Here is a 12,885-nt window from a genome sequence, read left to right on the forward strand (position 1 = left end):
GAGAGTCTGTCAAATGCTGTAGGAAGATTTCAGAATTGCAATCCTAAGAAATTGTCTGAAAAGTAGGGACACAGCGAGTCAATTCAAGATTTTGGCCGTAAATCGTTTCGCTGTGTCCCCACAAATCCATATCTAAAGTTAAGACTTCAGACAGTCTCTGAGTGAAAAAAGACTCTAGGGCCAAAGCTCTAGAGTCTTTTTATTTCACGTGTATAGCGTAGTAACGACTTCAGTCGTTCTTGCAGTAAACGACTGAAGTCGTTACTACGTTTTCATTGCGGCGCACCTTCAATGGGATAGCCTTTGGCGTACCACTCGCTTAACCCGCCTGTCATACTGGTTGCGTTATAGCCCGCTGCGAGCAGGATATCACGTCCCTGTTGGCTGCGGTTGCCAGAACGACATACTACCAGGATTTCCCGATCCTTTGGAACTTCGTTGATACGTGCCTGCAGTTGATCTAGCGGAATCAGCGTTGTGTTCGGCGCGTGGTATTCGTCCCATTCCTCCTGCGTGCGGACGTCCAAAACGTAAACGCCGCTTTGATACATTTGATAGGCTTCGTCCACGCTGACTTCGCTTGCGAGGGTTGTTGTGCTTCCTCCACTTGCTGATGCGATCAAATAGACCACAAAAGCAATAAACAGCACCATCGCCAATTGCAACGCAGGGCGGCGCAGGAAGGATGAAAGTCCGCTGCGGGTGTTGAGATTATTTCTTCTGTAATTTCTTCTTCGAGACATTCTGCCCTCACATGTATTTTGATTTTCGTCTTCTAGATGCAGGCTTCAAAAAAGCTCTTACATTGATCGTCATAATAAGATGTGAATGGTCGTAAATAAACCAAGTTGTCACCTTGTTATGGCATGTCTCCCTCCCGAAGGACATCGGGACGATGTGAAGGAGCGCTTTTCGCGACTGAAGGGTCTCGGTTGTCGTGGGCGAGACCTCACCACACTCATCCGCAACGCGGTGCATGTGTCGCTGTCGCTCAGGGTGACACAGTTTAGGAGGGTAGCAACTTAGGTTAAATAATCTAAAAAGATTTAACCGCAGTATCAAGGTCTGTGTGGATATCGAAGAACTCCTTCAATCCAACCACATCCAGTACCTGTTCAACCGAAGATTGTGGGCTGAGCAGTTTTACATGTTCACGCACGGGGCTATCCTGCTCCTGGTTGATCGCGCGAAAGGATGGCCTGCTGCCATCCTTTGATTGTACCGATTGCCCCGCAAAGATCTTCACCACTGCATGAAGCGACATCAAACCAGCGCTGCTCACATAAGGCACTTTACTTAAGTCGATCAGCAGGTTGCGCGCACCCTCATCGTAGGCTTCCTGTGCCTTGTTGATCACATCGGTATAGGTGGATGCATCGATATCGCCCATCAAATGTATCACTGTCACCGGGACATTGCCTTCCTGTTTAGAAAAAGAAATTTGCATGAGGTTCTCCTTTATCGTATCAAGGTGAGATTACCTGAAATTGAATTCCTCAAAGTGGATGTTCTCAGTGGGAACGCCCATTTCCAAAAATTTCTTTTCAAAGGCCTGTACCATTGGGAGCGGGCCGCACATGTAAACATGATGTCCGCGGATATCGCCGCCTGCATTCTTGACGATGTCATCCACGGTCAATGAGCCATCGGTGGATGAAAAACGGACGCGTGCATTCAAGCGCGGGTTCAGTTTTGCGGCTTCTTTAATTTCATCCGCAAAGACCGCTTCCTCGGGATGGCGAACAGTGTAGTAAAAATCTACATCGTGACCGAGATCAGTTTTCAGGTCCCGTATGAACGAGAGGAAGGGTGTCACACCGATGCCGCCCGCCACCCAAATCTGTTTTGAGCCGCCCGTCTTGTAATTGAACAGACCATAGGCTCCCTCTATAATGGCAGAAGTGCCTGCTTTTAAATTCGCGAACAAATGACGGGTGAAATCTCCGCTGGCTTTGATCGTCAAACGTAGAACATCTTCATGCGGTGCGCTGGAAATGGTGAAAGGATGCGATTCATTCAGTTTCTTTTCATCCAGGAACCTGACGAACAGGAATTGACCCGCATGTGCGTGTTTAATAGGCTCGCCATCTGCACGCAAAACCACTTCTGTGGTGGAGTTGTTTGGGTGGTTCACTGCCTCCACGGTGTATGGCACATACTTTTTAAAGAACCTGCCAAATATTTCCGTATACAGATAGGAACCGATGCCCAGGAAGACGAATATCTGATTCCAGTTGATGGCGATCTTGGTGGTGGGCGCATTGACCGTGACGGAGTGCAGGTAACCGAGTATGAAAAACAGGCCAATGTAGCGATGTAATTTTTTCCACTCGTTATAGTCATTCCCCGCGAGCTTGTTCAAAAACGGGATGCGCGGCGCAAGCGTGGGCAACACAATGGCTATGATCCCTAAAAATGCGATCATAGCCAGGTAATTGCCGAGGTGTAAATTCATAATGGATATGGGGACGGTCAGCAAGTGCACAAACATCAGAAGGAAGGCGCTGGTGGAGGTATGGCGATGCGTCATATACATCTTATCCAGGCCGCCGAAGTAAGGTTCCGCCCATTTTGGCCGCGTGGAGAGGAATAAGGAAAAAGACATTAACACGATCACCATCGAGCCGAGCGTCATGCCAAAGTGATAGCGCTCATAATTTTCCACGCCCTCGCGCTCAGGTGGAAAGACGAACCAGACTACAACGGTTAAGACCACCAGAAGAATAATGACCAGGTTTCCCAAATTTCGTTTCATTTTTGCAACCTCGATATATATGAATCAACAGCGATGCAGTTAACTGCATCGCTGTTGAAGAACTTTCTTCTAAAAAGATTCGAGCGCTTTTTGTTTATCGGTAAAAACTTCAAAGAACGCGGAGAAACCAACCATGTCCAACACGCTTACGATCTCCGGGCGCGGGTTAAGAAGTTTGACGTTCTTTTGCACACCCTCGTCGCGTGCCTTATCCATGGATTTTAGTGCGGTCCACCCGTGCTCGGGGTCGGGCAATGCTTCACCGCGCAATAGAAGTGCAATCGTGTGAAGCGAAACCAACCCAGCACTTGAGATATAAGTCAACTCGCTCATATCCAGGATGATATGCTTTGAACCCGCGTTAAAGACCTCCTGGGCTTTCATGATCAGATCCTGATAGGTCTGCCCATCCAATTGGCCTGCAAGCTTCAGAATGGTGATGTTCCCCTTTTCTTTTGAAACAGTAATTTGCATCGTAGGCTCCTCCTCCTATAGAGTGATACCCAATTATAAACCCGCTTTACGCTCCAACCGCGCCAGGCGGTGGTCAATTTCGTTCAACCAATGTTTACGGATGCATACGGGCAGGTCTGCCTTTTCAACTTCCTTGCGGGCTGATTTCGCCCATTTGATGGATTTCTTTACATCGCGCAATGTATGTTCGTAATATTTCGCCAGTTCAATATGAGCATAGATGTGACCTTTGTGCGCGGCCTCTTCCCACAAACGCAGGGCTTGGTCTATATCCCCACGCTTCTTTTGCAAAGTGGATAAACGCTTCACTGCCACGCCGAAATCTGCTTCCTCCAACCCAAGCTCGAGTCCACGCTCGAACAGACGGGCGGCTTCATCCCAATGGCCAAGGTCCTCATATAATTTGCCGAGCGCAATGAAATCGAGTCCGTGCTCCACGCGGCCATTGTATGGGTCGGCCAACAACTCGCTGACGTGACCCAGCAAAGCCGCCATCGCCACTACATCCATGGCATTGTGATAGAACACGCCACCTAAAGGACGGGCATCCCCAGTGCGCAGGTAATCAAAATAAAGCCAGGGGATTTCATAACCCGGTACTTCCTCCGATGCACGGGTGAAACCCAACACATGTTCTTCGAGATATTTCAAGGCACGCGAGGGAAGCCTATCTCGCCACAAGCGCCTTGCAAGTGGAAGCAGGTCAAGATGGGCATAGCCTTTGAAAGGGACAGGGATTCTGTGTAACGAATAACGAGTAACGAGCAGTGGTGCATCGAATGACTTTCCGTTGAAAGTCACCAATCCCTCACAGGGTGCGAGGAAGTTGATCAGCGCTTCGAGCATAGCGGGTTCTTCAGATGGGTCACGCAGGAAGAATTGTTGTAGTACGAATTTGTCATCCACAAAGCGCGCGGCGCCTACGAGGAAGGCGTACGTGCCGGTGCCGCCGGACATGCCCGATGTTTCGGTATCCAGAAATGCGAATTTGCTGATGGGCAATTCCGCCATGCGCGTGTCGTTTGCCCATTGTGAAATTAAGGAAAGAGGGAATGATGAGTAGGGGGATGTTTTCCCGTGCAGGTAATCTATGTCAAAGACCTGCTCGGTGACGAAGGCTTCGCCGCGAGGGGTAGGGAAATAGCTGCCAGTCACAACAGAGTCAATTGTGTGGCTCTCAACCTGGGGCGGAGGGGGAAGCGAACTGCCCGTCTTCACACCCAGGGATTTCAGTTTATCTGCAAGCGATGACATGCGTCTATTTTATCCCCAAATATCGCTCCATGTTTTAAAGCCTATTGGCGTGTGTATATAAAACATGTAAGGCAAACGCTCCTTGCGCCGAGGACGGCGCAAGATGTACTCACACGCCTGCCCTGGTGGGTGGCGCCAGGGAAACGCCGCCGTCCACAGGATGCTTCGCAAAGGACAGCGGCTTGAGCATCTAAAGTGCTTATATTACTTGATCGGTTTTGCGATGACGAATAATCTGCCCCAACTGAGGTTGCCATCTTTTGCGATGCAGGTTTGCAGGGTGAGGTGATAGTCGCCGCGATAAACTTTGTTGAATACTTCTTCAGCGGTAAAGGTGGTCTGTGTTGAAAGATCCACGAAACTGCTGTAGGGGCTGAGCGGGGTGAGGGCCTGATATTGCAAAATGCTTTCCACCAGGAAACTTTGAGTATGCCCGTCACCGTAAATAAGGGTGATGGTGTTGCCCGCTTTCAATTGTGAGAAAGTTGCGCCTGCCAGGTAGTTGTGTGCCAGCAGGCCGATGTTGCCGTAACTGGTGGCCATTTTGAATTGGGTTGTTACATAACTGAGAGTGGATACATACCCTGGTTTCCCACTTGGCTGTTGAAGAACAGTGTACGCCATAACGTTCTCAACATAAATGCCGCGCAGCGTATTGATGCTCCCATCTTTGACGGATTCAATGAAGTCCGACAGTACTGGAAGGGTGGTTGTATTTTCCTTTGCATATACCTGTGTGGGGAGCGCAAGTGCGCAGAGCAGGATTAGTAAAAATGCAAGGGAAACTTTTCGGTTCTTTAATTGTGCGTGCTGATTTCTGGATGCCATGAGAAACTCCTTCATCAGAGCATCCAGACCTTTCGCACAATTTATGTTGTGCTGAAGGTTGTGGAGGCTCGTTTTCGGTGGCTTGGCGGTCATGGCCGTTGGTTTGGCTTTAGACCCATAGCTTTGCGTCCCCGCCTTTCGACGGGTTTGCCGTTATCGATACGATCCACTTTTAATGTTCAGAAAACAAAACGGACCTGCTTGTCAGCCAGGTCCGCGGATGAAAACACAATACACTATGTGATTTTCGGCGGCCTGGCGATCATGATCGTGTTTCCACAACTTTAGACCCGTGGCTTTGCGTCTCTGCTTTTCAACAGGTTTGCCATTTTCGATTGCTTTCTTGCTTCAAATATAAGGGAAGGTTGGCAGGATCGTCATGGGTATTTTCCCTACTAACACCATATAAAACTGTAAACCTTACAGTTAGCTTTCTTGTTTGACATTCCATGCTACACTTGCGCGAATTCATTAATTAGAATTATTGGTTGGTATGAAACATAAACTTCCTATTTGGTTAAAACTTTTATACGGTTCTGGTGACTGGGGGATTGCCAGCATTGGCATGATGCGTTCGATCTTTTATGCCTTGTACCTCACGGACGTGGTCGGCATCGAACCACGGCTTGCCTCCCTTGGCGCACTCGTGGGAATCGTGTGGGACGCTGTCAATGACCCCATCATTGGCACTTTGAGTGATCGCATGAAATCAAAACTCGGACGCCGCCGCCCGTTCCTCTTGTGGTTTGCCTTTCCATTCGGCCTGAGCTTCGTGATGCTTTGGTCTGCGCCCAATTGGGACAGCCAGATCGGCCTGCTCATTTATGTGACTCTGGCCTTTATGATCTCGGATACATTGACCACCCTCGTGGCTGTACCGTATCTTTCCTTAACCCCCGAGCTGACTCAGGACTATGACGAGCGCACTTCGCTTTCAAGCTTTCGCACGGTCTTTCAATTATTGGCCGCTCTCACCGTTGTAATGACCGCGCCCATGATCGTGGATGCGGTCATCATTGGTGGCGGCTCGCAACAACAGGGATTTTTGCTAGCAGGTGCCGTTTTCGGCGCGGTAGGCTCGCTTCCACTTTTCTTCATTGGCTGGTTCGTGAAGGAACGTTTTGCATCCGTGGAACAGGAATCAATTCCTTTCAGAGAAACCTTGCGCCTGGCCTGGCAGAATGTGCCCTTCCGCTATGCGGCCGGCATTTACATGTTTAACTGGTCCGCAGTGGATATGGTAGTCATCAGCTTCCCATTCTTTTTATTATATTGGATAGCCCAGGGAGATTTGCTGGCAAAGATCACCATCTTTGGGTTTGACCTCGCGCTTGAGTCTGCCTTCTTTGGGGTGCTAATGCTGGTCTGTATTTTATTCGTGCCTTTCTGGTTATGGTTCGCAAGGAAATACAACAAGATACAGGCTTATATCGTTGGCATGTCTATATGGATCATCGTGCAGGCCATGATCTTCACCATTCAACCGGGCGAGGTCACCTATTTGCTGATCATCGCTGGGTTGGCAGGCATTGGCGTTTCTGCTGCGTACATTTTGCCTGATTCCATTTTGCCCGATGTGATCGAATGGGATGAACTCCGCACAGGCCGTAGGCAGGAGGGCATCTATTACGGCATCCGCACCCTGATCCGCAAGTTGACGGGCGCGGGGGTTATCTTTATTACTTTGCAGGTTCTGGGCTGGTCTGGCTATCAATCTCCACCCGCAGATGTGACTCAGTTCTCTCAGCCCAATTCGGCGCTTCTTTCAATTCGCTTGATGGTTTCCTTCATCAGTGTGGCGATTGTTATGGGTACAGTCATTCTCGCCTGGTCGTATCCGCTCTCACGCGAAAAATATACGCGGATTCAAAAATTGCTGAAAACAAAACGCGAAGAAGCAAAAGAAAGAGCGGAATAAAATTCTCCGCTCTTTCTTAACTGACAGTTGACTCTACAGCCTGAGGCTTTATATCATCGTCGGCTCTTCGTACTTCCCAAACACCTTCGTCATCACCCCAATGATCTCGCCCAATGTGCAATACGCATGGACGCATTCCATGATATACGGCATGGTGTTCTCTGTGCCTTCGCAGGCAATTCGTAATTTATCCAGAGTTTGACCAACTCGTCCGCTATCTCGCGTCTTGCGGAGTTCACTCAAGCGCGCCACCTGCCGACTGTAGCCATCCGGGTCCATCCTCAGGATCGGAATGGAAAGCGGTTTCTTTTCTGCGTAGGCGTTCACACCCACGATCTTGCGGATGCCCTTGTCAATCTCACGCTGATAGCGATACGCCGCGTCTGAAATTTCACCCTGGAAGAATCCCTTTTCAATGGCGGGAATCACGCCGCCTAATTCCTGAATGCGGGCGAAGTAATCATAGGCCTGTTGCTCGATGCGGTTGGTCTGTTCCTCCACGAAGAAGCTTCCACCCAGCGGATCGACCGTATTCGCCACACCAGATTCTTCAGCGATAATCTGCTGCGTGCGCAGGGCAATTGTTACGGAATGTTCCGATGGCAATGCCAAAGCTTCGTCCATTGAATTGGTATGCAAACTTTGAGTGCCACCTAAAACGGCAGCGAGCGCCTGAATTGCAACGCGCACTACGTTATTCTCAGGCTGTTGTGCAGTTAATGAAACGCCAGCCGTTTGTGTATGGAAACGCAGCAGCCACGAACGCGGATTCTTTGCCTTGAATGTCTCACGCATTTCATGCGCCCAAATGCGGCGGGCCGCGCGATATTTGGCTATCTCTTCGAAGAAATCATTATGAGCGTTGAAGAAGAAGGATAAACGCGGAGCGAAATCATCCACATCCATGCCGCGCGCAATTCCCCAGCGGACGTATTCAAGCCCATCCGCCAGTGTGAACGCTAATTCCTGCGCGGCCGTTGACCCCGCCTCGCGGATGTGATATCCGCTGATCGAGATCGTATTCCACTGCGGCACTTTCTGCGCGCCGAATTCCATCGTGTCGACAACGAGTCGCATGGACGGTTCGGGCGGGAAGATGAATTCCTTTTGCGCGATGAATTCCTTCAGAATATCGTTCTGGGTTGTGCCACGCAGTTGATCGAGACGCAGTCCCTGCTTTTCTGCGGCGGCCAGATACATGGCCCAGATGATCGCGGCAGGCGAGTTGATGGTCATGCTGGAGGAAACTTTATCGAGTGGAATCCCATCCAGTAGAATTTCCATATCTTTCAAGGAAGAGATCGCCACACCGCATTTGCCGAATTCACCCAGCGCTTCGGGTTGATCGGTGTCATAGCCCATTAACGTGGCCAGGTCGAAGGCAATGCTCAGGCCTGTCTGACCCTGTTCCAGCAGGTATTTGAAGCGTGCATTGGTTTCCTCCGCAGTGCCGAAGCCGGCGAACATGCGCATCGTCCACAATTTGCTGCGGTGAAGCGTCGGGTGGACTCCTCTTGTGTAGGGGTACTCACCTGGAAGTCCAAGTGAAGAGGCGTAATCCATATCCGCCAGATCGAGCGGAGTGTAGAGTCGGTTGATCGGTTCGGAGGAGGTGGTAATAAATTCGTCGGCGCGTTCAGGTAATTGTGATAAAGCTTTCTTTAGTGAAGTCTCTTCCCACTTTTTCAGGGAAGCTTTTAACTCGTCGAGTTTATTTTTATCGTACATGTCAACTCCTTTGGGTAGTTGTTGGGATTATAACCCCCTCCGCCGCTGAAGCGGCACCTCCCCCAAATGCGACTGAAGTTCGTCGCATTTGGGGGAGGGCAGGGTGGGGGTCGTTCTGGTATACTCGATTTTATAAAGGTAAATTATGCCACGCTTTGAAATTGACGTAGACCCCTGTGACCATATCACAGCAGATGCAATCGGTAAACCCGGCCAGCGTGTCTTTTATTTGCAAGCCTATCAAGACACTCGAACTATTACGATCATTATTGAAAAGGCGCAGTTATTGTCGCTGGCCATTGGTATTGAACAATTCCTGGGCCAGATAGGTCAGCAATATCCAGACCTTGAAGAAGCCTCCGGTGATTATGTGGAACAGGTCATGCGCATCAACCCACCCGTTGACCCGCTCTTCCGCGCCGGTGAAATTGGACTCGGCTATGATAAAGACCGTGATCGCGTTGTGATCTTCACCAAGGAATTGCTCGGCGAAGATGCCGAACCCGACTCTGCGGCGCAAGTCCGCTTTTGGGCCACACGCACACAACTACGCATGTTAGCTCGTTGGGGACAGGATGTTGCCTCGCGTGGTCGCCCGCTCTGTCCACAATGCGGCCAGCCAATGGAGCCCGAAGGACACTTCTGCCCAAAGAAGAACGGGCACATGCACTAACGTTTCAACGTGCAAACGTTTGAACGTTACAACGTTTCCCACATGACCGAATCAACAAACGAAATAAAGTCCGCCCTCACGCACGGCGAATACGAACTCAAGGGTCAGTTCATGCTTGGTAGTAATTACACCTTCTTTGTGGATGTGCATCACGAGGGTGAAATTTTTCACGCCGTATATAAGCCGAGCAAAGGCGAACAACCGCTTTGGGATTTTCCCGATAACACGCTTGCCCTTCGTGAAGTCGCCGCCTATCACTTAAGCGAAGCGCTTGGTTTTCACAACGTCCCATTCACCATCTACCGCGAAGACGGCCCGCACGGCCCCGGCTCATTGCAGCAGTACATTAATTACGATGTTGAATATCACTACTTCAACTTTACCGCTGAAGATAAGGAAAAACTCCGCCCTGTTGTTTTATTCGACCTGCTCGCCAACAACGCCGACCGCAAAGGCAGCCATGTTTTCTTTGAGGATGTGACTCGCAATCTTTATGCCATCGATCACGGGATTTGTTTCCATGAGGACGACAAACTCCGCACCGTGATCTGGGACTTCGCAGGTCAGCAAGTTCCAGATGAATTGCTTGCGCCTCTTTCCCAAACTGACAATTGGTCCAGCATCTTTGAGCAGTTCCTCAGTCCAAACGAGATTTCCGCATTGTTGATGCGAGCAGAGATGTTATGCCATACAAAAAGATTTCCCTACCCGCATCAAGGACGAAGAGCGTATCCATATCCACCAGTATAAACACGCTCATTCGGGGGCTAAGCCCCCGAATGAGCGTAAACGTTATAACGTTCCAACGGAGGAATCATGCACTACAAACTCGCACTCATCGGTTTCGGAAATGTGGCACGCTCGCTGGCGAGACTCTTAGTCCGCAAGCAGGATGTGCTCAAATCCAAATATGACATCACCTTTTCGTTCACAGGCATCTCCACTGGTAAACACGGATTTGCTGTGGATCCAAAGGGAATTGATATTCAAAAAGCGCTGAAACTTGTTGAAAGCGGAAAAGATATCTTTCCTCTTTCTTCTTTCGATGTGAAAGATTCCCTTGCCGTAATTCAAAACTCCCGGGCCGACATCATGTTCGAGAACTCGCCAGTTGAATATGAAACAGGTCAACCCGCTATTGACCACGTCCGCGCAGCGTTGAACGCGGGCATGCACGTCAGCACCGCTAATAAGGGAACTGTAGTTCATGCTTATCAAGAGTTGATGGCGCTTGCCAGATCGAAAAACAGGAAGTTCATGTTTGAATCAACGGTATTGGGCGGCACTCCCGTTTTCTCCACTTTTCGAGAGGCCATGCCCGCCGCAGACTTGATGTCGTTCAAAGGCATTATCAACGCCACCACCAATATCATCCTCTCGCGCATGGAAGAAGGTGAATCATTCGACGAAGCCGTGAAATACTGTCAGAGTGTGGGAGTTGCTGAGACAGATCCCTCTGGTGATGTGGATGGCTGGGATGCGTCCATCAAAGTGGCAGCGCTCGCCACTGTATTAATGGATACCCCGCTCAAGCCTCAACAAGTGGAGCGCACAGGCATCCGCGGAATAACTTCTGAAATGATCGCAAAGGCAAAAGCGGAAGGCAAACGTTATAAATTGGTTGCCTCTGCTGAACGCGCAGGCAAGAGCATTAAAGCACGCGTGGCCCCCGAACTGGTTGAAACAAGTTCGCCATTGTATGGAATGATGGGTTCCTCCACTGGCTTAACCTTCCGAACAGACGTTTTGCCTGATTATTCGGTTATTGTCACTGAACGCGAAGGGATGGCAGGTGGCCCAATAGAAACCGCATATGGTTTGTTTGCAGATTTTGTGAATATGGCGAGGTAGGAAAAAGCTGACCTCCAGGTTCAAAGAATCTGGAGGTCTTTTTGAATGTACGATATTTTATTGTTGAGATGCAACTATCTTACAACTTTCCTGTTTTCACCATCAAATCAACATCCATCGAAGGTGTATTCTCCCAGGGTGCAGGTATTAGTTCCATAGGTGGCTTGGTCAACAAAGCTAAATATCAGGTTGAAATCCTGCGTATCGTTGAATGGACAAAACAAATCCATAAAGGTGGCAAGACCCGTAGCATCCGTAACCTGGGTATCATGAATCGTCGAAGGGCCGGCTGGGTTGGTTAATTCAATTGTGATCCGCACTGCAATATTTTCCAAAGAAACCGCCTGGTTTGCCGTAACAACAGCTTGAAGGTTTTCCACAATTCCTGTCTGACCCGAAGTAGGATCGCCGGAACATTCAATAAAATAACTCAATGATGAGGGAGAAGTTTGGGCATGGGCAGGGAGCACTCCGCTGACAAGCTCTGGTTTACTCCATTTGGCGGGAAGGTTTGCCAGCGCTGCTGCGCCTGCTGCAGCGCCTAGAATTTTCAATGCATCACGGCGGGAAAGTCTTTTCGGAGATGAATTGGTCATGAGGTCCTCTTTAATCAATATTTGCATAAAAACTATTACATTTTTTCTTACTCTCGGTGGAACTGCAATATTTTACCAGTAAAAAGTAAAGCGGCCTGCCTCACGAGGCGAAGCCGCCGTTACATTGTTTAAGGGTTTAAGGCATTTCCGCTTTTCCAATTTCAAACCCGGTATGCTTCTCCAAAACTTGAATGATCACATCTGTAAATTTGAAATATCCCCGTGCGTTCAAGTGGACTTTGTCTGCGCTCCAATCGTTTTCATCGAAATCATCGCCGTGAGCATTGGCGTCCACCAGGATGATCTTATATTCATCGGCGAGATCGCTGATGATGGAATTGGCTTTCTCGATTTGGCGATTCAACCGCGTTTGAATGGGCGCATCCGGGGTTTTGATATAAGGAAAAAATGGAATATTTCCCGAGGTAACCAGCGCGCCAGTCTTCACCGTTGATTCATACAGCCCGCGTAATTCGTTCTCGAAATTCTGCGCCTCGAACCTGCCTTTCATAATATCGTTTGCGCCCGCAACGATGCTGACGAGATCGGGCTTGAGCTTTAAGGCGGGCATTAACTGTCCCTTGCGAATTTCCGAAATCATCAGTCCGCGCTTGGCGAGGTTGGTGAAAAGAAGATCAGGATTAGATTTTTTTAAAACATTGGCAAGCCGCTCCATGCAGCCAATGGATTGGAATCCATCCACAGGGTCACCAACACCTTCGGTGAAGCTATCTCCAATTGCTACGTAATGTTTCCAGGGATGCATAAAATTTCCTAATCAAGTAGGGGCGGGGTCACCCCGCCCCTA

13 protein-coding genes and 2 riboswitches are annotated in these 12,885 nt (G+C 49.4%); of the genes, 4 read left to right on the forward strand and 9 right to left on the reverse strand.

Features of this window, described 5'->3' with window-relative positions:
- Window positions 1–272: 272 nt before the first annotated feature.
- The 6 genes from AC14M5_RS10355 to AC14M5_RS10380 form a co-directional block, all read right to left on the reverse strand.
- Window positions 273–743, reverse strand: a complete 471-nt coding sequence (locus AC14M5_RS10355; RefSeq protein ID WP_484029586.1) for a rhodanese-like domain-containing protein — start codon at window positions 741–743, stop codon at window positions 273–275.
- 293 nt (window positions 744–1,036) lie between these two features.
- Window positions 1,037–1,447: an STAS domain-containing protein gene (locus AC14M5_RS10360; RefSeq protein ID WP_484029587.1), complete on the reverse strand. Its 411-nt coding sequence runs from the start codon at window positions 1,445–1,447 to the stop codon at window positions 1,037–1,039.
- 30 nt (window positions 1,448–1,477) lie between these two features.
- A complete protein-coding gene (locus tag AC14M5_RS10365; RefSeq protein WP_484029588.1) occupies window positions 1,478–2,755 on the reverse strand; it encodes a ferredoxin reductase family protein in 1,278 nt (425 codons plus the stop codon).
- 69 nt (window positions 2,756–2,824) lie between these two features.
- On the reverse strand, window positions 2,825–3,229 hold the full coding sequence (locus tag AC14M5_RS10370) for an STAS domain-containing protein (RefSeq protein ID WP_484029589.1): 405 nt from the start codon (window positions 3,227–3,229) through the stop codon (window positions 2,825–2,827).
- A gap of 33 nt (window positions 3,230–3,262) precedes the next feature.
- Window positions 3,263–4,483: a ribonuclease H-like domain-containing protein gene (locus tag AC14M5_RS10375; protein WP_484029590.1), complete on the reverse strand. Its 1,221-nt coding sequence runs from the start codon at window positions 4,481–4,483 to the stop codon at window positions 3,263–3,265.
- Window positions 4,484–4,687: 204 nt separating this feature from the next.
- Entirely contained in the window at window positions 4,688–5,311 is a 624-nt protein-coding gene (locus AC14M5_RS10380) for a sortase, YLP family (RefSeq protein ID WP_484029591.1), read from the reverse strand.
- Window positions 5,312–5,384: 73 nt separating this feature from the next.
- A riboswitch (cyclic di-GMP riboswitch) is annotated at window positions 5,385–5,473 on the reverse strand.
- Between the two features lie 84 nt (window positions 5,474–5,557).
- Window positions 5,558–5,648: riboswitch (cyclic di-GMP riboswitch) on the reverse strand.
- A 156-nt stretch (window positions 5,649–5,804) separates the two neighbouring features.
- On the opposite strand from AC14M5_RS10380, the gene AC14M5_RS10385 reads away from it, so the two are divergent.
- Entirely contained in the window at window positions 5,805–7,229 is a 1,425-nt protein-coding gene (locus AC14M5_RS10385) for an MFS transporter (protein WP_484029592.1), read from the forward strand.
- Between the two features lie 48 nt (window positions 7,230–7,277).
- On the opposite strand, the gene AC14M5_RS10390 is transcribed toward AC14M5_RS10385, so the two are convergent.
- The gene (locus AC14M5_RS10390) at window positions 7,278–8,957 is read right to left on the reverse strand and encodes an acyl-CoA mutase large subunit family protein (protein WP_484029593.1); all 1,680 of its coding nucleotides are present in this window, start codon (window positions 8,955–8,957) and stop codon (window positions 7,278–7,280) included.
- Between the two features lie 145 nt (window positions 8,958–9,102).
- Here AC14M5_RS10390 and AC14M5_RS10395 point away from each other — a divergent pair, with 145 nt between their 5' ends.
- The 3 genes from AC14M5_RS10395 (at window position 9,103) to AC14M5_RS10405 (ending at window position 11,481) form a co-directional block, all read left to right on the forward strand.
- Complete coding sequence (locus tag AC14M5_RS10395; protein WP_484029594.1) at window positions 9,103–9,630, forward strand: DUF3090 domain-containing protein; 528 nt, start codon at window positions 9,103–9,105, stop codon at window positions 9,628–9,630.
- A gap of 42 nt (window positions 9,631–9,672) precedes the next feature.
- Entirely contained in the window at window positions 9,673–10,380 is a 708-nt protein-coding gene (locus AC14M5_RS10400) for an SCO1664 family protein (RefSeq protein ID WP_484029595.1), read from the forward strand.
- A gap of 66 nt (window positions 10,381–10,446) precedes the next feature.
- Window positions 10,447–11,481 carry a homoserine dehydrogenase gene (locus AC14M5_RS10405; protein WP_484029596.1) on the forward strand — a complete coding sequence of 345 codons (1,035 nt, stop codon included), beginning with the start codon at window positions 10,447–10,449 and terminating at the stop codon, window positions 11,479–11,481.
- A 107-nt stretch (window positions 11,482–11,588) separates the two neighbouring features.
- On the opposite strand, the gene AC14M5_RS10410 is transcribed toward AC14M5_RS10405, so the two are convergent.
- Together AC14M5_RS10410 and AC14M5_RS10415 are read right to left on the reverse strand one after the other, a co-directional pair.
- Complete coding sequence (locus AC14M5_RS10410) at window positions 11,589–12,077, reverse strand: twin-arginine translocation signal domain-containing protein (RefSeq protein WP_484029597.1); 489 nt, start codon at window positions 12,075–12,077, stop codon at window positions 11,589–11,591.
- A 136-nt stretch (window positions 12,078–12,213) separates the two neighbouring features.
- Window positions 12,214–12,843 carry an SGNH/GDSL hydrolase family protein gene (locus tag AC14M5_RS10415; protein WP_484029598.1) on the reverse strand — a complete coding sequence of 210 codons (630 nt, stop codon included), beginning with the start codon at window positions 12,841–12,843 and terminating at the stop codon, window positions 12,214–12,216.
- Window positions 12,844–12,885 lie beyond the last annotated feature (42 nt).

Source organism: Candidatus Villigracilis sp., assembly GCF_057083605.1.